The sequence below is a fragment of the Undibacterium umbellatum genome, assembly GCF_014284125.1.
Lineage (GTDB): Bacteria > Pseudomonadota > Gammaproteobacteria > Burkholderiales > Burkholderiaceae_D > Undibacterium > Undibacterium umbellatum.
In genome coordinates, this window is sequence record NZ_JACOFX010000001.1 from 34372 (window position 1) to 52988 (window position 18617).

Annotated in this window: 23 protein-coding genes; 14 read left to right on the forward strand and 9 right to left on the reverse strand. The window is 51.2% G+C overall.

The window, feature by feature from the left end:
- The first annotated feature begins 38 nt into the window (after positions 1–38).
- Positions 39–935, forward strand: a complete 897-nt coding sequence (locus tag H8L47_RS00165; RefSeq protein ID WP_186951229.1) for a LysR family transcriptional regulator — start codon at positions 39–41, stop codon at positions 933–935.
- Between the two features lie 5 nt (positions 936–940).
- Here H8L47_RS00165 and H8L47_RS00170 read toward each other — a convergent pair whose 3' ends face one another.
- The 8 genes from H8L47_RS00170 to H8L47_RS00205 all read right to left on the reverse strand — a co-directional run bounded on the left by H8L47_RS00170 (position 941) and on the right by H8L47_RS00205 (position 6691).
- Positions 941–1885: a VTT domain-containing protein gene (locus H8L47_RS00170; protein ID WP_186951230.1), complete on the reverse strand. Its 945-nt coding sequence runs from the start codon at positions 1883–1885 to the stop codon at positions 941–943.
- 156 nt (positions 1886–2041) lie between these two features.
- Positions 2042–3115 (reverse strand): threonine ammonia-lyase, encoded by a 1074-nt coding sequence (locus H8L47_RS00175; protein ID WP_186951231.1) that lies wholly within the window; start codon positions 3113–3115, stop codon positions 2042–2044.
- A 129-nt stretch (positions 3116–3244) separates the two neighbouring features.
- Entirely contained in the window at positions 3245–3457 is a 213-nt protein-coding gene (locus H8L47_RS00180; RefSeq protein WP_186951232.1) for a hypothetical protein, read from the reverse strand.
- A 4-nt stretch (positions 3458–3461) separates the two neighbouring features.
- Positions 3462–3698, reverse strand: a complete 237-nt coding sequence (locus H8L47_RS00185; protein ID WP_186951233.1) for a hypothetical protein — start codon at positions 3696–3698, stop codon at positions 3462–3464.
- The gene (locus tag H8L47_RS00190) at positions 3695–4144 is read right to left on the reverse strand and encodes a hypothetical protein (RefSeq protein WP_186951234.1); all 450 of its coding nucleotides are present in this window, start codon (positions 4142–4144) and stop codon (positions 3695–3697) included. Before H8L47_RS00190 ends, H8L47_RS00185 begins: the two co-directional genes overlap by 4 nt.
- A 162-nt stretch (positions 4145–4306) precedes the next feature.
- Positions 4307–5506: a hypothetical protein gene (locus H8L47_RS00195; protein WP_186951235.1), complete on the reverse strand. Its 1200-nt coding sequence runs from the start codon at positions 5504–5506 to the stop codon at positions 4307–4309.
- A gap of 67 nt (positions 5507–5573) precedes the next feature.
- On the reverse strand, positions 5574–6068 hold the full coding sequence (locus tag H8L47_RS00200; RefSeq protein ID WP_186951236.1) for a hypothetical protein: 495 nt from the start codon (positions 6066–6068) through the stop codon (positions 5574–5576).
- A gap of 8 nt (positions 6069–6076) precedes the next feature.
- Positions 6077–6691, reverse strand: coding sequence for an RNA polymerase sigma factor (locus H8L47_RS00205; protein ID WP_329605345.1), 615 nt, complete (start codon positions 6689–6691; stop codon positions 6077–6079).
- Between the two features lie 289 nt (positions 6692–6980).
- On the opposite strand from H8L47_RS00205, the gene H8L47_RS00210 reads away from it, so the two are divergent.
- The 13 genes from H8L47_RS00210 to H8L47_RS00270 all read left to right on the forward strand — a co-directional run bounded on the left by H8L47_RS00210 (position 6981) and on the right by H8L47_RS00270 (position 17795).
- The gene (locus H8L47_RS00210) at positions 6981–7283 is read left to right on the forward strand and encodes an urease subunit gamma (RefSeq protein ID WP_110253278.1); all 303 of its coding nucleotides are present in this window, start codon (positions 6981–6983) and stop codon (positions 7281–7283) included.
- Between the two features lie 9 nt (positions 7284–7292).
- Positions 7293–7598 carry an urease subunit beta gene (locus tag H8L47_RS00215; RefSeq protein ID WP_186951237.1) on the forward strand — a complete coding sequence of 102 codons (306 nt, stop codon included), beginning with the start codon at positions 7293–7295 and terminating at the stop codon, positions 7596–7598.
- Positions 7595–9292: an urease subunit alpha gene (gene ureC, locus H8L47_RS00220; RefSeq protein ID WP_186951238.1), complete on the forward strand. Its 1698-nt coding sequence runs from the start codon at positions 7595–7597 to the stop codon at positions 9290–9292. The genes H8L47_RS00215 and ureC overlap by 4 nt, the downstream gene beginning before the upstream one ends.
- Before the next feature lie 3 nt (positions 9293–9295).
- A complete protein-coding gene (gene ureE / locus H8L47_RS00225; protein ID WP_186951239.1) occupies positions 9296–9814 on the forward strand; it encodes an urease accessory protein UreE in 519 nt (172 codons plus the stop codon).
- Between the two features lie 2 nt (positions 9815–9816).
- Positions 9817–10497 carry an urease accessory protein UreF gene (locus tag H8L47_RS00230; RefSeq protein ID WP_186951240.1) on the forward strand — a complete coding sequence of 227 codons (681 nt, stop codon included), beginning with the start codon at positions 9817–9819 and terminating at the stop codon, positions 10495–10497.
- Between the two features lie 35 nt (positions 10498–10532).
- Positions 10533–11177: an urease accessory protein UreG gene (ureG, locus tag H8L47_RS00235; RefSeq protein ID WP_186951241.1), complete on the forward strand. Its 645-nt coding sequence runs from the start codon at positions 10533–10535 to the stop codon at positions 11175–11177.
- A gap of 26 nt (positions 11178–11203) precedes the next feature.
- On the forward strand, positions 11204–11806 hold the full coding sequence (locus H8L47_RS00240; protein ID WP_186951242.1) for a HupE/UreJ family protein: 603 nt from the start codon (positions 11204–11206) through the stop codon (positions 11804–11806).
- 305 nt (positions 11807–12111) lie between these two features.
- Positions 12112–13008: a dihydrodipicolinate synthase family protein gene (locus H8L47_RS00245; protein ID WP_186951243.1), complete on the forward strand. Its 897-nt coding sequence runs from the start codon at positions 12112–12114 to the stop codon at positions 13006–13008.
- Between the two features lie 41 nt (positions 13009–13049).
- Positions 13050–14177, forward strand: coding sequence for an NAD(P)/FAD-dependent oxidoreductase (locus tag H8L47_RS00250; RefSeq protein ID WP_186951244.1), 1128 nt, complete (start codon positions 13050–13052; stop codon positions 14175–14177).
- Positions 14170–14454, forward strand: a complete 285-nt coding sequence (locus H8L47_RS00255) for a 2Fe-2S iron-sulfur cluster-binding protein (protein ID WP_186951245.1) — start codon at positions 14170–14172, stop codon at positions 14452–14454. Before H8L47_RS00250 ends, H8L47_RS00255 begins: the two co-directional genes overlap by 8 nt.
- Before the next feature lie 2 nt (positions 14455–14456).
- A complete protein-coding gene (locus tag H8L47_RS00260) occupies positions 14457–15749 on the forward strand; it encodes an NAD(P)/FAD-dependent oxidoreductase (RefSeq protein ID WP_186951246.1) in 1293 nt (430 codons plus the stop codon).
- A 25-nt stretch (positions 15750–15774) separates the two neighbouring features.
- Positions 15775–17205 carry an aldehyde dehydrogenase family protein gene (locus H8L47_RS00265; RefSeq protein ID WP_186951247.1) on the forward strand — a complete coding sequence of 477 codons (1431 nt, stop codon included), beginning with the start codon at positions 15775–15777 and terminating at the stop codon, positions 17203–17205.
- 227 nt (positions 17206–17432) lie between these two features.
- Positions 17433–17795: a hypothetical protein gene (locus tag H8L47_RS00270; protein ID WP_186951248.1), complete on the forward strand. Its 363-nt coding sequence runs from the start codon at positions 17433–17435 to the stop codon at positions 17793–17795.
- Positions 17796–17823: 28 nt separating this feature from the next.
- On the opposite strand, the gene H8L47_RS00275 is transcribed toward H8L47_RS00270, so the two are convergent.
- The gene (locus H8L47_RS00275) at positions 17824–18480 is read right to left on the reverse strand and encodes a TetR/AcrR family transcriptional regulator (protein WP_186951249.1); all 657 of its coding nucleotides are present in this window, start codon (positions 18478–18480) and stop codon (positions 17824–17826) included.
- Between the last annotated feature and the right edge of the window lie 137 nt (positions 18481–18617).

Sequence of the window (18617 nt, forward strand, 5' to 3'; positions counted from 1 at the left end):
CAATTCTCTAAAACTGCATAGGTGATATACATTTCTGTATGGATGACAAAAATATCCACTGGGACTACTACCGTACTGCCCTTGTGGTGCTGGAAGAAGGGTCGCTATCAGGCGCTGCCCGTGCCTTGGGTTTGACCCAGCCGACAGTCGGGCGGCACATTGAGGCTCTTGAGCAAGCCTTGGGCACCAGTTTGTTTGTACGTAACCAGTCCGGCCTGTCACCCACCATCGCCGCGCTGGCCATGAAACCTTATGCAGAAAGCTTGCGGGCAACTGAAAGCGCCTTGCTGCGCAGTGTGTCGTCAGAAGCAAATGAGGTAAGAGGCACGGTGCGTGTTACCGCATCAGAAGTCATGGGGGTAGAGATATTGCCAGGCTTGCTGGCAGGCTTGCGGCAGACTCATCCAGAACTGAGCATAGAATTGCAGATATCCAACCATACTCAGGATTTGCTCAAGCGTGATGCGGACATTGCCGTGCGCATGACCGAACCCTTGCAAGATGCATTGATCGCCCGTCGTGCTGGTACGATCAGCCTGGGCTACTTTGCCCATACTGATTATCTGTCGCGCCACGGTATTCCAGTTGATTTGATGGCGCTAAAAAACCATAGCGTGATCGGCTATGACCGTGAATTTCCCTATATACGGGCTTTACAAAAACGTTATCCGCAGGTGCAGCGCGCTGATTTTTCCTTACGTGCAGATAGCGACTTGGTGCAATTTTCTGCCATACGCAAAGGCTATGGCATCGGTATTTGCCAGGTTGGCTTGGCGCAGCAGCATACCCACCTGCAACGTGTGCTGGCACATGAGTTCCAAATTGACTTTCCAGTATGGGTAGTCATGCATGAAGACTTGCGCTCCAGCCAGCGTTACCGGACTACCTTTGATCATCTGGTCAAGGGATTACAAGCATTATTGCAAAAGGCATGAACTGCTCAGGCCTTGACCAGCAAGTGTGGATGTTGGGCAGACAATTCCTGCCATGCATCAAAACCACCTGAAAATGGCCTGACATCTTTAAACCCCAACTGTCTCAGGGTATGCGCAGCATGTACTGCACCTGCATCGCCAGGGCAGGCGCAGATGGTGATAATCATTTCGTGCTGTGGCCAATGTTGGGCAGCATTACCAACCTGCTTGACCTCGCTGACCATGGCATGGGGTATGGTGCCGGTTTCTGCAATCAGCGCCGGACTGCGCAAATCGATGATATGGGGCAGGGCGCTGGTCTTCAGCGTATCTGACATTTCAGTCGCACTGAAATGTGGGATGGACGCGAGTTTTTCAAAACGTTTCTTTTGCCAGAATTTCCAGGCCAGCCAGCTCAATACCAGAGCAATGAAGATTGCAGCGATACGTATACCCTGCGCCGACAAAAAGACCAAACCAGCTTCAATTTGCGCCTGCAAGGCAAAGCCAGCCAGCAAGGCCAGTCCTGCCCATAAAGCTGCACCAGCGGCGGAAGCCAGCATGAAAGACGTACGCGGCATACCTAAAGCACCAGCTACTGGTGGAGCCACGGTAGAAAACCCCGGGATAAATTTACCCACCACCAGTGACCATACTCCCCAGCGATGAAAGCGTGCTTCCGTCTGGTTAACGCAAGACCCGGGGTTGATCGACATCTTGCATAAAAACTTCAACACGCTATAGCCAAACTTCTTGCCGGCCTGGTACCAGATCAGGTCGGCAATCAGGGAGGCCCCCACCGCTGCCATCAGCAAAACCAGCAATTGCCCGGACTGTGTAGCCTGACTGGCGTTGAACATCATGGTCGGTACTGCTGGCACAGGCAAGCCCAGTTGCTGCAGCAAGACGTTGACAAACACCATCAAACTATCGTTTTGACGAAAAAAATCTGTCAGCCAACCTTGTTGCATATGCAATTCCATTAGTAATCATGCTTGAGCAGGCATGGTGAACGGTCAAATAAATCCCGCATATCCTTATACCTGAATGAAACCCTATTGTAGGGCATTGCCAGACTTTGCATGTAATGCGTGTTGCAAACCAAGCAGAAAACACTTCAGCTCAGTTCAAGCGGCCAGCCCATGCGCTGATGATCCAGCCCTGGCAAGCAATTCTGCATACCTGGCCGGGTCGACATTCGAACCACAGACCATCACAGCCACCCTTTTGCCTGCGAGCCTTTGGCGCAAAGGTCCAAACAAACCTGCCGTGGCAACTGCTGCAGCAGGTTCAGCCACCAGCTTGACGTCATGATATAAATCCGACATCGCAGTACAGATTTCATCATCACTGACCCTGACAACCTCATCCACAAAACGCTGACATACCCTGAAACTGTAATCCATGGCATATGGCGCGCACAGGCTGTCGGCTATGCTATCAACTACCTTTAACTTTTCTGGCTGACCAGACTGAAAGCTGCGGTACATGGCATCTGCACCATAGGGTTCAACTCCATACACGGCACAATGTGGTGCCAATTGTTTGACTGCAGAAGCAATGCCGCCACATAAACCACCACCACCGATAGGCACGATCACGGCATCCAGTTGCACCACTTGCTGCATCAACTCCAAACCCACTGTTGCTGTACCCAGTGCAGTCAACGGGCCATCATAAGGATGGATCATGGTGCGCTGCTCTTCTTCAACGATGCGATGCCCCAGTGCGAATGCCTTATGCATGTCCGCTTCCAGTATCACTTCCGCGCCATCCTGTCGGCAAGCTTTGATGCGGGTAGGGCTGGCATGACGTGGCAGCACCACTTTGCAAGATACACCCGCCAGCTTGGCAGCATAGGCAACCGCCATTGCATGATTGCCTGCACTGACGGCAACCACACCACGCTCTCGCGCATCTGCATCCAGCGCAGATATACAGTTCAAGGCCCCGCGCAATTTGAAAGTACCGGTTTTTTGAAACAGCTCCAGCTTCAGCCAGACCTCGGTATCTGGTTCCAGCTTGTCCAGCGCAGACCCGGTTTGCCAGTGCCAGACAGGGGTATGCAAAACCTGCTGTGACAGCCTGGCTGCTGTCTTGCGGATATCTGCCAGCGAGGGATAAGGAAAATCTGTGCTCAATAAAGTAGATGGTGAAGAGGCATGGGCGTGCAAAGGTCTGTCTGTAACGACATGGGACATAAAAACTCCAGAATAAAAATCAGCAGAAAAAATCAGAGAAGGCGTGAGCGTGATAGTTACAGTAATAGCGCTCAGGACATCAGAATAGGATGAGCTGAAGGGCCGCCAGGCACCGGCATGCGCCGTAGCTTAACGACCCGGAATAATTCGAATAATGGAAATGTCGCAGATGGAAGCAGCAGGCATTGCAATCGCGCGCACGACAGCAGATGCGGCATTAATTGCGCATAAGTTCGTGTTCAGCAGGGGAAGGGTGATTGCGTGCATGAGAAAAACTGTAACCGATCTTGCTGTGTATGGCAAGCGCTCTTCGAAAACAATATGGCGATGAATGATGAGCATTGGCTTAAATTTCTAATTTCTTTTCGAGCCAGGTTGGACACGTATCGTCTGTCTTGTCTGGACCAGGAAAGTAAAACTCTGCATCAAAGTATTCTGCTAGTTGTGTACCTACGAGAGCAGCATGCACGGCTTCTGGCCAAGGCGGCACTTGACCGTTAAATAGTCTAATATCACCACCCATAGACACTTTTACGAGGAACCGTTCGACAGGCGTAGATTCATTTAGTATTGCTACTATCATGCGTATGAACCAACCAGTAGAATCGCCATCCCACAAGGTTGAATACATAAAATTTCACCAGGGAATCCAGAAATTTTTTCCTTTAGAGCTTCAAACGTCATTGCCTCATCTGCTTCCCGTTTTTCAGCCGCGATCAATATGTCACGAGAAGGTTTCATATTTTCAAGCTCTTGCTTACACTCGTCCAACGTCCAAGGAAGAGTTTCTCCATGTTCCAACAACTGTAGAATAAGTTGAAAATCAAAAAAATGGTCCCAAACATCCGATTTTTTATATTCTTTCCATTCAAAAACCGAACTAAGTAACAACCAGCGCTTTTGGTTCGAAAAGGACTGAGCGAGATCCCGAGCAAATTGCATTTTGTCAGGCTCAGCCGAACTTGCGATGAGATTACGCCAAACTACAGATGGCCTTACGCCAGAGCGAATGCGCTGAGAAATGTTCAAGTGAATATCTGTCGATAGCATTCGTTGATGTAAAATTAGTTGTTAAAAATTGGATGATAAATTAAATCGCTCCTAAAGTGATTTCTAAACTGGAGTCGTTTCGATCTTATCTGATTATTCTTTTGTTAACTAAGGATCAGTTTCAAGATGCAATGTTGCGATTCAAGGTTTCTTCTCTTCACGTCTATCAACAACGATTCTTGGCGTCGCAGGTATTTCTTTCACAGTATAAGCCTCAGGTACCGCAAATAAAGTCGCCGCTGGTTCTGTGCGTTTCAAATTATTCAGCTTGTAATTCCATTCACCTGTACGTGGGTCCGTTTGTTTTGCGTAGACGGTCATTTGCAGTTCTGGTGAATACCAGTTTTCTGAGATGACAGTAATCGGATTTTTATTGCCGACTTCGCCCGCAGGGATTTGGTAGGAGCGCATTTTTCCTTCTGCGCGTACGCCGTCAATGTCACGGCTACCCAGGTCTTTGGTGTTGCCCTTTGCAGTCCAGCGGTTGTCCACGAATGCCATGGACATGGGGCTAAGGGCCATGAGACTGGTGAAATTGCCTGATGTTGAGCTCAGGCTGGTATGCAGGACTGGCATGTCGCTGGCATTGCCAGCACGGATGACCCTGACCTGGACTTCTTCGCGCACGTCTTTGCTGCCTTCAGCTTTGTCACCACCGGTTTTGCGTTCTATACGTTTGACGATGACTTCGTCACCGTTGCGCTGGGTTTCTACGCTGACTGTTTTACCCTCCTGTTTTAGCTTGTCCAGTTTTTCTTTGGCGGCATCAAGCTTCTCTCTGGCACTGGTCATTTTTTCATCCAGGTCTTTACCCATGTGCATTTTGGTTGCTGTCTTTTTTTCTGGCATGAGGATATAGCGCAGGTTTTCAACCGGGTCCGTGATGACGACGTGCTGGACATTGCCCTTGCTGTCTCGCATTTCCTGGCGGGTGCGGCCAGCAGCATCGCGGTAACTGAGGCTAGTAGTTTTGTTGCTGATCTGGTTGCCATCGGCCAGGGTCTGGGTTTTCTCTGTGACGATTTCTGCGCTGTACGGCGCATTTTTAATTGGCCGGATACTATACATGCCTTGCATGCTGACAAATGCCTGGCTCATGGCGTCGGAGACTATTCTGCTGACGTTTTTTGTATCGGGTATGTCTGCCAGTGCCAGCGTAGGTGGCACTGCGGGCATCAATCGAATTGGCGGTAGCGGTGGAATCGCAGGCACCTGTATGATTTCAACGTGACGACGCAAAGGTTTTTCTTCTTCTGGGTTTGCAGTGTCACTGTCTGTATTGGCATGTGCCATGGCCCAGGCAGAGCTTAACAATATAAAGAGTGGCAGCTTGGTTTTCATGATGCGTCCTTTTTTGTGTGTCATTTTCGTTGTTCGATGCTGCGTATGTTATTGATGAGCTTATTGCTTACTTCAGGAGTCGCATGGCTAATGGCTCACCATCGGCAGCGACCAGCATTTGCGCCTGCACCATGTCACCGGCTATTTCTGGTGAGACTGGCATGCCCAGGCTGGCCAACCAGGCAGCTGGCACTTCAGTTTCCATCATGTGAGGTGTTCCTTCATGTAGACGCTCCAGCGGTACCAGGGCGACGAAGGGCGGCAGCTCTGTGTTTGAAACTGTGATGCTGTCTGGTGCCAGTTGATGCTGCGATGCTGGAAACAATACCGTTAGCATGACCAGGCCAAAACTGCCGCTCAGCGTCAGCAAACCTGCCAGCCACGGGCGCAAACCTTTGTTGCGCGCCTGTTTCTTGTTCTTGACCTGTTGTTTGGCGAAGGCTAGCAATAAAGCCTGCTCGGTAGAAGCTGGCGTATTCAGTTCCTGCAAATCTTTACGCAAGAGGTTGAACTGCTGGTCCAGCACGGCATCTGTATTGCTGGCGTCCTGTAGGGTATTCATAAGGTCTTTCATCTTTGTGTTCTGGTTTTTGCTGCTGCGTCGGGTCGCCAGCCCAGTCTTTCGCTGTATTGCAGTATCGCAGCCCGCGCCCGTGACAAGCGTGATCGCACTGTCCCTATATCTATGTCGCAAATCACTGCTATCTCCGCGTACGACAGTTCCTGCAATTCATACAAAATAATTACGTCACGATAATGTGGGCGCAGTACCGCGACTGCTTGCCGCACATGTTCAGTCATCTGCTGGTGGAAGATGGCGTCCGCTGGTTCTGTTGTTTCACTCATCAAGACTTCTTCTCCATCTTCTTCACCAAATTCTTTACCAAAAGCAGGCAATGGCTGATGACGGCGTTCTGCCTGATCCTGTTTCAGTAATAAATTTCTGGCTACGCCAAACAAAAAATTCTTCAAGCTGCCCAGGCCTGCGTCATAACGGTAAGACTTGCTCAGCAAACCCATGAAAACATCTTGCACAACATCAGCTGCCAGCGCACTCTGGCCACATCGCATCAGGGCATAGCGATAGATAGGCCCCTGATGGCGCTGGTACAGACGTTGAAATGCAGCGACATCACCGTCGCGCATTTGTGTCAGCAAGCTGGAATCTGTCTCTTGGTTATCCACGTTTATTTGTTGGTTGTTTTAAGGTATTACCTTGAGAGGCTTTGAAAGTTCCAATTATTTTCGCGCTATCTGCATTCATATGAAATGCACCAGTTTGGTGAGACTGCGCATTTGTTTGGTGCGCATTCCGGTAATCCAGCCTATTTACCCTTGGTTCAAAACTTGCTGTGTTGCTTTTTATAATGTTTTTAGAATGATGGCCTGTCACCTGTGTGGACTTGCTTGTTATTCTGGAAATGGCGATAAATAATAAGTTTGGTGATAGCACAGACAATAAGCGAAAGAAGATATGGATCTGACACCCAGAGAAAAAGATAAGTTGCTGATTTTTACCGCTGCCTTGCTGGCGGAGCGGCGCAAGGCGCGTGGCCTGAAGCTGAACTACCCTGAGGCAGTCGCCCTGATCACTGCCGCCATCATGGAAGGTGCGCGTGATGGCAGGACGGTGGCCGAACTGATGTCGGAAGGTACGCAAATACTCAGCCGTGCCGATGTGATGGAAGGCGTGCCGGAAATGATTCCTGATATCCAGGTCGAAGCGACATTCCCGGATGGCAGCAAGCTGGTAACCGTTCATCACCCCATTCCTTAGGAGAAGACCATGATACCAGGCGAAACCCTGATAGAGGATGGGGACTTAGAACTGAACGTCGGTCGTGCAGTGGTCAGCATTACTGTAGCCAATAGCGGTGACAGGCCGATACAGGTGGGCTCACATTTTCATTTTTATGAAACTAATCCGTCCTTGCAATTTGACCGCCAACAGGCGTATGGTATGCGGCTCAACATTGCTGCTGGCACTGCCATCCGTTTTGAGCCGGGGCAGCAACGCAGCATAGAACTGGTGGCCCTGGCGGGTGACCGGAAAGTCTATGGCTTTAGCGGTAAAGTCATGGGGGCGCTATGAAAATTTCACGCCATGCCTATGCTGAAATGTTTGGGCCGACTACGGGTGACCGCATCCGACTGGCAGATACCAATCTATTCATAGAAATCGAGAAAGACTTTGCCATTTATGGTGAAGAGGTAAAGTTTGGCGGTGGCAAGGTGATACGCGATGGCATGGGCCAGTCGCAAAGACCACATGCAGAAGTCATGGATACCGTCATCACCAATGCCGTCATCATTGATCACTGGGGCATCGTCAAGGCCGACATTGGGATTAAAAATGGCTTGATTGCCTGTATAGGCAAGGCTGGTAATCCTGACATACAGTCGGGCGTTGATATGGCAATTGGTGGTGCGACCGAGATCATCGCCGGTGAAGGCAAGATCGTGACCGCTGGTGGCATCGACTCACACATCCATTTCATCTGTCCGCAGCAGATAGAAGAAGCGTTGATGAGCGGCGTCACCACCATGTTGGGTGGCGGTACTGGCCCGGCCACCGGGACGGCAGCAACGACTTGTACGCCTGGCCCATGGCATTTGCATTCCATGCTAATGGCGGCAGATGCATTCCCCATGAACCTGGGCTTTATGGGCAAGGGCAATGTCAGCCTGCCGTTGCCACTGGAAGAACAGGTCAGGGCTGGTGCCATCGGCCTGAAGCTGCATGAAGACTGGGGTACGACGCCGCAAGCCATCGACAACTGCCTGACCGTGGCAGACCAGATGGATGTGCAAGTTGCTATCCATAGCGATACGCTCAACGAAGGCGGTTTCCTGGAGCACACCCTGGCGGCATTCAAGGACAGGACTATCCATACCTTCCATACCGAAGGTGCGGGCGGTGGCCATGCGCCGGATATTATTGCGGCGGTGGGCGAGGCGAATGTATTGCCGTCTTCCACCAATCCTACCCGTCCCTACACCGTCAATACCCTGGATGAGCATCTCGATATGCTCATGGTCTGTCACCATCTTGACCCGGCTATTGCTGAAGACATCGCCTTTGCCGAATCACGCATACGGCGCGAAACCATTGCTGCTGAAGATATTTTGCATGACATTGGTGCTATCTCGATGATGTCTTCTGATTCCCAGGCCATGGGTCGTGTGGGTGAAGTCATCATGCGCACCTGGCAAACTGCAGACAAGATGAAGCAACAGCGCGGTTCGCTGGCGGAAGACAATGCGCGTAACGACAACTTCCGTGTCAAACGCTATATCGCCAAATACACCATCAACCCGGCGTTGACCCATGGCATTGCCCATGCAGTCGGCTCGCTGGAAGTAGGTAAGATTGCCGATATCGTCTTGTGGAAGCCTGCTTTCTTCGGCGTAAAACCGTCGATGATCATCAAGGGCGGCATGATCGCCGCTGCCCAGATGGGTGACCCGAATGCATCGATACCAACGCCACAACCTGTGCATTACCGCATGATGTTTGGTGCCTTTGGTGGCGGGCTGAAAAAGTCTTTCACCTTTGTCTCGCAGGCTGGGCTGGATGCCGGTCTGGCGGATCAACTGAAGCTAAACAAGACCCTGATTGCCGTCAAGAACACGCGCCATATCCGCAAAAAGGACATGATACACAATGGCCTCACGCCAAAAATGGAAGTTGATTCCGAAACCTATGAAGTCCGTGCCAATGGTGAATTGCTGGTGTGCGAACCGGCAAAAATTCTGCCTATGGCCCAACGCTATTTTTTATTTTAAACAATGCTGACACTACAAACAAAAATCGAGACTGCCGACAGCATCGTCGGGCAACTGGTCTTGCCGTATGAATTGCGTGAAAAAAGCCGCTTGCGTGCCACCCTGGCCAGTGGTGAAGATGTGGCCGTGTTTACCGTGCGAGGTACTGTCATGCGCCATGGTGACCTGATGCTGGGTAATGATGGTCGTGTGATTGAAGTCGTTGCTGCGGCTGAACCGACGTATAAAGTGGAATGCGAAACTGCCTTTAATTTACTGCGCTGTGCCTTCCATCTGGGTAACCGGCATACTCAGGCACAGGTCGGCGAGGGTTTTCTACGCATACGCAAAGACCCGGTGCTGAAGGAAATGCTGCAGGGGCTGGGTGCAGTCGTTACTGAAGAACAGGCCAGTTTCGAGCCGGAATCAGGCGCTTATGGTGGTGGACATCATCATGGCGGTGATGATGGACATCCGCATAATCCACTGGCACCAATACCTTTGCGCCAGCGCATACATCGTCCTTCAGACAGCAAGGCTTGAGCATGCAGTCTGCAGCCTTACTCCATCTCCTGCAATTGGCTAGCCCATCTTTGCCCATCGGTGCCTATAGCTATTCGCAAGGGATGGAAGCGGCGATAGAAAAAGGCCTGGTGCGCAACGAAACCACAGCCCGGGAATGGATTGTCAATTGCCTGCATGAGGTGGTGGCGCGTTTTGAGGCACCAGTACTATGGCGCTTGTTGCAGGCTTTCGAGAGCAGGGATCTGGTCGCCGTATCGCACTGGACCAGTTTGTTCATCGCCGCCAGGGATACCGCAGAATTTCGGGCAGAGAGCATACAGATGGGTTATTCGCTGGGCAAACTGGTGAACGACTTGAAGATTGCTGATGTTCAGTTATTGGCAATTTTACTGGCACAACATGAATTGCCTTTGCCCACGGCCATGGCTGCTGCTGCAGTTGCCTTGCAGGTGCCGCCGGAATCAGTCTTGCTGGGCATGCTGTTTTCATGGGCAGAGAATCAGGTACTGGTAGGCGTGAAATCCATCCCCCTGGGCCAGGTGTCTGGACAACGCTTATTGCTGTCGCTGCGTCCCGAACTGGAAAAAGCAGCCCGGCTGGCGCAAGAACTGGAAGATGATCAATTATCGAACTGGTCCCCAGGCCTGTCTTTGCTGTCCATGCAACATGAGGTGCAGTACAGCCGTCTGTACAGATCATAAAAATTGAAAACAGGAAACGAACAGGAAACGAATAGATGAACACACAAAATTCAAACTCGCCAGAACCAAATCCCTTGCGTGTAGGCATAGGCGGCCCGGTCGGTTCTGGCAAAACCGCACTGTGCGAAATGCTGTGCAAAAGCATGCGTGACCATTACGAAATGGCAGTCATCACCAATGACATCTACACCAAGGAAGACATGGAAATCCTGTTGCGTGCCGATGCCTTGCCTGCCGAGCGTTTGATGGGGGTGGAAACAGGTGGTTGTCCGCACACCGCGATACGTGAAGATGCATCCATCAATCTGGAAGCGATAGCCCGCATGAGCGCAGATTTTCCTGACCTTGATTTGATACTGGTGGAATCCGGTGGCGACAACTTGGCTGCGACCTTTAGCCCGGAACTGTCTGACCTGACTATCTACGTCATTGATGTGGCTGGAGGCGAAAAAATCCCGCGCAAGGGTGGGCCTGGTATTACACGCTCTGATTTGTTGATCATCAATAAAACCGACCTGGCACCGCACGTGGGTGCCAATCTCGACATCATGGCACAAGACGCCAAGCGCATGCGTGGCGAACGCCCCTTTGTATTTACCAATTTGCGTACAGGCGACGGGCTGGAGGCAGTCGTCAGCTTCATCCGCAAACAAGGCATGCTGGACGAAGTCAAAAACTAATTTCAATCTGAAATCTGGAGATCAATATGAAACTAAATAAACTGCGCTGCCTGTGTGTGGTCGCTGCCCTCGGCGGCGCCTTGATTTCATTGCCAGCTTTGGCGCATGACAGTGTGCTGCATTCCATGAATGCCTTGCAGGATGGTTTTCTTCATCCATTCACTGGGCTGGATCATTTGCTGGCAATGCTGGCGATAGGTATCTGGTCGGCACAACAAAAGCATACACATGCCTGGTTTATACCGGCCAGCTTTCCACTGGCGATGCTTGCTGGTGGCGCGCTGTATCTGCTGGGTGTCGTGTTGCCAGGCGTGGAGCATGGCATAGCAGCATCTGTGCTTGTGCTTGGACTGTTGATCAGCTTTGCGGTCAAGTTGTCTGTTGGTGCTGGTGTGGCTTTGGTGTCCGTGTTTGCGATGACGCATGGATATGCACACTGTCAGGAGATGCCAGTCTATGAATCTGCCGTATTGTATGGTGCCGGCTTCGTACTGGCGACAGCCCTGATCCATGCTGCAGGCTGGTTTGCCAGCAATACTGCTCAAGAGATGCTGACTAGCAAGTTGCCGCGCTTTGCCGGAATGATGATCACTGTGGTGGGTGCTTTTTTCCTTTCCTCACTCGCATGATCCCTGTTCGTAGTTGATAAAATCTCATTAGCCAGGCTAGGAGAGTCTATTTCTCCTAGTCTGCTGCGCCTTGTTGCACAGTAATAATCGACTGTGCCGATTTCGTCTTTCAAAATGCATACAAACATCAAGACTTGGCCGCTTTGCGGGCTTACACTTTGTCATGTTCAATCTGGCAGCGCGTGAAATAAGTTTGCAAAAGGCTTATATTTACTGTGATCGATTTCTTCGCGATTTGTCAGCATCAGGTTCTTTGATTGATTTTCAAAAATTGACCGGTTCGCTCCGGAGACAAGGTAAATATCATGTGGCAAGGCGTCATTCCCGCAGTTACGACAAAATTCAACCAGGACGATACGCTGGACTTCAAGGAAATGGACCGCTGCTTCCGTTATTTGATGGATGCCGGTTGTGATGGTCTGATCGCTTGCGGCTCCTTGGGCGAAGGCCCTTTGCTATCGCATGCCGAGCGTATCGATGTGCTGAAATTGACGAAAGAAGTAACTGGCAACAAGCCTGCCATCCTGACTGTCGCCGAGGCAGCAACACGGGACGCCTGTGCTTTGGCAGAAAAAGCTGCCAAAGCTGGCGCTGACGGCTTGATGGTTGTGCCTAGCACTATCTATCACAGCAATCATCGTGAAACAGTAGCAACCCTGCGCAGCATCGCCGCTGCGGGTGATTTGCCTGTCATGATTTATTCCAACCGTCTGGCTTATCGCGTTGATGTGACAACGGACATGTTGGAAGAACTGGCTGATGACCCACGTTTTGTAGCGGTAAAAGAATCCTCTGATGACATCCGTCGCACTACAGAAATTATCAATCGCCTGGGTAGCCGTTATGACTTGTTCACTGGCGTAGATAACCTGGCTTTTGAAGCACTGACTGCTGGTGCAACTGGCTGGGTAGCTGGCTTGGTGGTGGCTTTCCCGCATGAGACTGTGGCTATTTACCGCCTCATCAAGGCTGGCCGTTATAACGAGGCGCTGGATATCTATCGTTGGTTCCGCCCTTTGCTGGACCTGGATGTCTCCACTTATCTGGTGCAAAACATCAAACTGGTAGAAACACTGGCCATCGATTCCAATGACCGTGTGCGTGCACCGCGTCTGCCACTGGAAGGCGAACTGCGTAGCCGTGTAGAGCAAGTGGTCAGCGCCTCTCTCGCCAATCGCCCGGTTTTGCCAACGTTTAACTGATCGTTTGTTTTAGTGAATGTGATGGCGCAGGAAGCATGCCTATGAAGACGACAGTGTGTGTCATTGGTGCTGGCATAGTCGGCACCACCTGCGCCTTGAAAATGCAGGAAGAGGGTTATCAGGTCAATTTGATTGATGCGGCTTCCCCCGGCTGTGGGGTTACCGCTGTAGGTATGGGGCATCTGGTTGCTCTGGATGAAAGCGAGCAGGAGCTGGACTTGTGTCTACTTTCTTTGCGCATGTGGAAAGACTTTTTTACTGAATTTCCAGGCATAGGTGAAGTCAGTCAATGCGGCACCTTGTGGGTGGCAGAGAACGAAGATCAGTTGGTGGAGGCGCACCACAGGGCACAAGGCCTGAATGCCCGGCTATGGCGTGCCGAAGCCTTGACTGGCGAGCAAGTGCAAAAACTGGAGCCTGCTTTGCGCCCCGGCCTTGCTGGTGGTGTCAGGGTATTTGGCGACAGTGTGGTGTATCCCCCCAAACTCGCGCATTTCATGACCCAGCTCTTGGTCAAACGCGGTGGTAATCTGATCCTGGGTAAACGTGTTGCGCAGCTTGGTGACCAGCGCTTGGTTTTTGCTGATGGTAGCAAGCTAAATGCCGATATCATCATCGTCGCTGCTGGTCTCGAAGTAACCAAGCTCTTACCTGAAATTGCCGTGTTTGGTCGCAAAGGCCATTTGGCGATTACTGACCGCTATCCTGGTCGTCTTTCCCATCAAATCGTCAGCATGGATTATGGTCAGGCCGCTGTCTCTGCCGATGCACTGGCAGTGGCTGCCAATGTGCAACCACGCATTAATGGGCAGTGGCTGATCGGTTCTTGCAGGCAGGATCAACAAACAGATAACAACATGGACCCCAAGGCGCTGGGTGCAGTCTTGCAGTCCGCCATGAAGTTATTACCTTGCCTGGCCGATATGCAAATCATACGCGCCTGGGCGGGCATGCGTCCGGCATCGCCCGACGGTCGTCCTATTATTGGGCCTCATCCGGGGTTGGCTGGTGTGTGGCTGGCAGCGGGGCATGAAGGGCTGGGTGTGACGACAGCCATGGCGACAGCAAAAATGCTGGCTGACCATATTGCCGGGCGGGCAGGAAAAATAGATTATCAGCATTATTCGCCTGAACGTTTTTTTCCTGTGCAGGAGTTGAAATATGCGTGAACACTACCCGGGCAAAGAAATAATCGCAAAAATCTGGATTAACGGCTCTCCGTTTGAGGCAACAACAGAGATGAGTGTGGCTGCGGCACTGATGCGGTATAACAATATGCAGACACGCCAGTCGGTTTCTGGCCAGCCGCGTTTTGCCGTTTGTGGCATGGGCGTATGCCAGGAATGTAGGGTGCGCATTAATGGTCACCCGCATAAACTGGCTTGCCAGGAATACTGTCGCTCAGGCATGGTGATCAATACCGAAACCACTGGTCTGGGAGTGTGACGATGGTGTCGGCGATTTCACCGTTTTCGACGGAAATTCTTATCATAGGTGCCGGTCCTGCGGGCCTGGCAGCGGCACTGGCCGCAGCTGAATTGTCATCCACCGTCACTGTGATCGATGAAAATCCCGCGCCTGGCGGGCAAATCTGGCGTGGTGGTCCAGGAACATGGCGCGACCGGCGGGCACATGAACTTTGGCAAACACTGGCAAATTGCCTGAATGTGCGCACGGTTTATGGTGTACGCATTGTTGCTGCTATTTCTGACAAGGAGTTTTTGCTGGAGACAGCAGATGGCGCACAAAAATTAAGCTGGAATAAGTTGATTATCTGTAGCGGTGCCCGCGAGTTGCTCTTGCCTTTCCCAGGCTGGACTTTACCCGGCGTTACTGGTGCTGGTGGCTTGCAGGCCTTGATCAAGGGCGGTTTGCCAGTAGAGGGTAAGCGTGTCGCGGTTGCCGGTAGCGGGCCTTTGCTGCTGGCAGTGGCAGAGACAGTCATACGTGCTGGTGGCCAGGTCGTCAGTATCATAGAAACAAAAAGCAGCAAAAATCTACGTCAATTTTTCTGGGCCTTGCTCAAGTCACACCGCGGCAAGTTGTTGCAGGCGCTCAAACTGTTCTGGCAGCTTAAGTTTGTACATTACCGTCATGATGCCAGAGTGGTAAAGGCACATGGTGAGCAGCGCCTTCTTGGCATCAGCGTACAACATGGGGATAAGAAAATTGACTTGAGCTGTGATTTGCTTGCTTGCGGCTATGGTCTGTTACCCAATTTGGAAATCGGCACTCTGTTGGGATGTGAAATCAAGGATGGCAGCATCGTTGTCGATGCCAATCAGGCCAGTACCCGCGCCGATGTCTGGGTGGCAGGAGAGGCTTGTGGCATAGGCGGTGTTGACAAGGCTTTGGCAGAAGGGCACATTGCCGGTTTGGCTGCGATTGGACAGGTAGCTGAACAGGATGATATTGCGCGTCGCACCAGTGCTAGGCATTTCGCGGATTTACTCAAGAAGAGCTTTGCCACAGATGACAGCTTACGCAAGTTATGCAAGTCAGACACATTGGTGTGCCGCTGCGAGGATGTCAGCGCCAGACAATTGCGCGAACATAGTGACTGGCGTACAGCAAAGCTGATGACCAGGGCAGGTATGGGCGCCTGTCAGGGGCGTATTTGTGGCGCTGCCTGCCAATTCATGTTTGGCTGGGATGCACCAGGCTTGAGACAACCGGTTTTCCCGACGAAAACATCAACGCTCGCTGCTCTGAATGGTGTTGCGTGTGATGCTGAAAAATAAGACTGAACAATAAGGAAGAATAAAGATGAAACAACTGTATATCAATGGTAGCTGGCATGATGGCGCAAACCTAACTGTCACTCACAGCCCTTCTGACCTGGGTGAGGTAGTAGGCGAGTACGCCAGTGCAGGTATTGAACAGGTAGAACTGGCGATTGCTGCTGCGCGCGATGCGGCAGAAGGCTGGCGCAATTCTGGTGTGCAGCAAAGGGCAGATGCGCTTGACAAGATAGGCACAGAAATCAATGAACGCAAAACCGAACTTGGCAGTTTGCTGGCACGAGAAGAAGGCAAGACCCTGCCAGAGGCCATAGGTGAAGTAGGCCGAGCTGCTGCCATTTTCAAATTCTTTGCCCAGGAAGCCTTGCGCATACGCGGTGACAAACTGGCCTCGGTACGTCCGAGTGTAGACGTTGATGTTACTCGCGAACCGGTAGGCGTGGTCGGCATTATCGCCCCCTGGAATTTCCCTATTGCCATTCCAGCCTGGAAAGCTGCACCTGCGCTGGCTTATGGCAATACCGTGATTTTGAAACCTGCAGAACTGGTGCCAGGTTGTTCCTGGGCTATGGCAGAGATTATCAGCCGTTCTGGTTTGCCTGCAGGCGTCTTCAATCTCTTGTCAGGCCCTGGCCGTATTGTCGGTGAAGCCTTGAGTAAGGACAACAGGGTGGATGCTATCAGCTTTACAGGTTCCGTAAGCACCGGTAGCCGGGTCCTGGCAGCTTGCGCTGCACGTCGCGCCAAGGTGCAACTGGAAATGGGTGGCAAAAACCCGCTTGTGATATTGGCAGATGCTGACCTCGATGTGGCAGTCAATGCAGCAATTCAGGGTTCTTTTTTTTCTACTGGCCAGCGCTGCACGGCTTCTTCCCGTCTTATCGTTGAAGAGAAAATTTACCCGGCATTTGTGGCCGCGATGATAGATAAACTGAAGAGCCTGAAAGTAGGACATGCCTTGCAGGCTGGTATAGATATAGGCCCGGTTGTCGACAAGTCTCAACTCGATCAGGATTTGCGTTACATTCAGATCGCCAAAGATGAAGGTGCCAAGCTGGCCTTTGGTGGCGAACGCCTGTCGCGTGATACCGATGGTTATTTCCTCAATCCGGCCCTGTTCGTTGATTGCGATCCTGCCATGCAACATACCCGGGAGGAGATCTTTGGCCCGGTAGCGTCCGTAATCCCCGCCAAAAACTATGAGCATGCGCTGCAACTGGCAAATGATACTGAATTTGGCCTGACAGCAGGGATTTGTACAACGTCATTGAAATATGCGACTCACTTCAAGCGACATGCCCGTGCAGGCATGGTCATGGTCAACCTGCCTACGGCGGGAGTTGACTATCATGTTCCATTTGGCGGCAGCAAGTCGTCCAGTTATGGTGCCCGCGAACAGGGTAGTGCTGCTGTGGAATTCTTTACTACGATGAAGACCAGTTATACCGGTTGCTGATCTTTTATTCGCTCTCTAGCAAGCAAAAAAGCAGCTGATGGCTGCTTTTTTGTTTTTTTGTGCCTGTTTTTGACCCATTCCTCCGTTGATATCACTGTTCAGGCCCTGATTTGTGCATTCTGTCGCAGGCCTGTGGAAGCCTCTGGCGTTCTTTTATAAGATGCTTACATCGAATCACAGAACACAAGAAATCATCAAATTCACAATTGAGCTACAGGGAGCCCATCATGAAATCCGAAACCACAACAAACATCACATCAAATAAGCGCATGGCCATCATTCTCTTATCCATCCTTGTCTTTGTCATGATAGTCATGTCATCCTTCCATGGCATGGACGTGCAGATCGATAATGAAGATATGGATGGTATAGGCGGCTTCTTTGGCATCGTGCTTGGTTGCGGGATCGCAGTTGTGGCAGTGGTTTTTGCCCTTAGCCTGACAGGCATGGTGCTGGCCAGTGTGGCGGTATTGTTATGTGTGATTTTTGCTGTGGTAGTAGGTTCTCTGGCACTGGCATTGCTGCCTTTGTTCCTCCCCATCTTGCTGGTGGTCGGTCTGGTAGCCTTGTTTTCTCGCAAAACTACTTGAGTAATCGCTTGTATAGCTACCTGACTAGCTATTGAGGTTTGGTACGTAAAATAAATTGTATGGCTTGCTCCGCAAGTTCATCAATACTGATCCCGGAACCGCGCCTATACCATTGCGCAGTCCAGTTCAGCGTACCAAACATCAGCAATTTGTCGATACGGGTTGGCATGGCCCAGTCTCCTGAAGCATGCAGGGCAATGATGACTTGCTCCCATGCTGCTTCATACCTGTCCTTGAGTGCAATGATGCGTGCGCGGGCCGGTTTGTCCAACGCACGCCATTCATACAGCAAGACAGCAATAAAATCATGTTCGGGCGCCAGCAAGGTATTCAGATGCACTTTGACCAGATGTTGAAAAGCAAGGCGTGGCGGCAAATCTGCCAAGGTCAGTTTCTCTATTTCTTCCAATGATTTTTGCATGCCTTGCTCCATCACGGCGACCAGGATGTCTTGCTTGGTCTTGAAGTGATAAAACCAGCTGCCAGACTGTATCCCCACGGCGGCAGCGATATCGCGCACGGTGGTGTTGTCGTATCCCTTTTTCCTGAATAGTTGTGCTGATTTTCTGATCAAATCCTGGCGTATGCTCTCAGAGTCATCCAGCACCGGGCGACCGCGTTTTTTTGTGGTTTCTGCGCCTGGCAATGCTTGGCCTGTCGTGTCTGTGATAATTTCTTTAGGCATTGCTATTGGGGATAGTCTTCTAAAAAATGTGTTGGGTGCTTTTCTGATTGATCTTGATGGTAACCTTAAATATAGCCGCTATCAATCAAGCGAGAAAAAATCAGGCACAAATGCCTGAGACCATAACAATGGAGACA

Bases quoted from the DNA above. Each gene is read 5' to 3' on its own strand.
- H8L47_RS00165 (WP_186951229.1), top strand. From the start codon at position 39: ATGGATGACAAAAATATCCACTGGGACTACTACCGTACTGCCCTTGTG.
- H8L47_RS00170 (WP_186951230.1), bottom strand. From the start codon at position 1,885: ATGCAACAAGGTTGGCTGACAGATTTTTTTCGTCAAAACGATAGTTTG.
- H8L47_RS00175 (WP_186951231.1), bottom strand. From the start codon at position 3,115: ATGTCCCATGTCGTTACAGACAGACCTTTGCACGCCCATGCCTCTTCA.
- H8L47_RS00180 (WP_186951232.1), bottom strand. From the start codon at position 3,457: ATGCTCATCATTCATCGCCATATTGTTTTCGAAGAGCGCTTGCCATAC.
- H8L47_RS00185 (WP_186951233.1), bottom strand. From the start codon at position 3,698: ATGATAGTAGCAATACTAAATGAATCTACGCCTGTCGAACGGTTCCTC.
- H8L47_RS00195 (WP_186951235.1), bottom strand. From the start codon at position 5,506: ATGAAAACCAAGCTGCCACTCTTTATATTGTTAAGCTCTGCCTGGGCC.
- H8L47_RS00200 (WP_186951236.1), bottom strand. From the start codon at position 6,068: ATGAATACCCTACAGGACGCCAGCAATACAGATGCCGTGCTGGACCAG.
- H8L47_RS00210 (WP_110253278.1), top strand. From the start codon at position 6,981: ATGGATCTGACACCCAGAGAAAAAGATAAGTTGCTGATTTTTACCGCT.
- H8L47_RS00215 (WP_186951237.1), top strand. From the start codon at position 7,293: ATGATACCAGGCGAAACCCTGATAGAGGATGGGGACTTAGAACTGAAC.
- ureC (WP_186951238.1), top strand. From the start codon at position 7,595: ATGAAAATTTCACGCCATGCCTATGCTGAAATGTTTGGGCCGACTACG.
- ureE (WP_186951239.1), top strand. From the start codon at position 9,296: ATGCTGACACTACAAACAAAAATCGAGACTGCCGACAGCATCGTCGGG.
- H8L47_RS00230 (WP_186951240.1), top strand. From the start codon at position 9,817: ATGCAGTCTGCAGCCTTACTCCATCTCCTGCAATTGGCTAGCCCATCT.
- ureG (WP_186951241.1), top strand. From the start codon at position 10,533: ATGAACACACAAAATTCAAACTCGCCAGAACCAAATCCCTTGCGTGTA.
- H8L47_RS00240 (WP_186951242.1), top strand. From the start codon at position 11,204: ATGAAACTAAATAAACTGCGCTGCCTGTGTGTGGTCGCTGCCCTCGGC.
- H8L47_RS00245 (WP_186951243.1), top strand. From the start codon at position 12,112: ATGTGGCAAGGCGTCATTCCCGCAGTTACGACAAAATTCAACCAGGAC.
- H8L47_RS00250 (WP_186951244.1), top strand. From the start codon at position 13,050: ATGAAGACGACAGTGTGTGTCATTGGTGCTGGCATAGTCGGCACCACC.
- H8L47_RS00255 (WP_186951245.1), top strand. From the start codon at position 14,170: ATGCGTGAACACTACCCGGGCAAAGAAATAATCGCAAAAATCTGGATT.
- H8L47_RS00260 (WP_186951246.1), top strand. From the start codon at position 14,457: ATGGTGTCGGCGATTTCACCGTTTTCGACGGAAATTCTTATCATAGGT.
- H8L47_RS00265 (WP_186951247.1), top strand. From the start codon at position 15,775: ATGAAACAACTGTATATCAATGGTAGCTGGCATGATGGCGCAAACCTA.
- H8L47_RS00270 (WP_186951248.1), top strand. From the start codon at position 17,433: ATGAAATCCGAAACCACAACAAACATCACATCAAATAAGCGCATGGCC.
- H8L47_RS00275 (WP_186951249.1), bottom strand. From the start codon at position 18,480: ATGCCTAAAGAAATTATCACAGACACGACAGGCCAAGCATTGCCAGGC.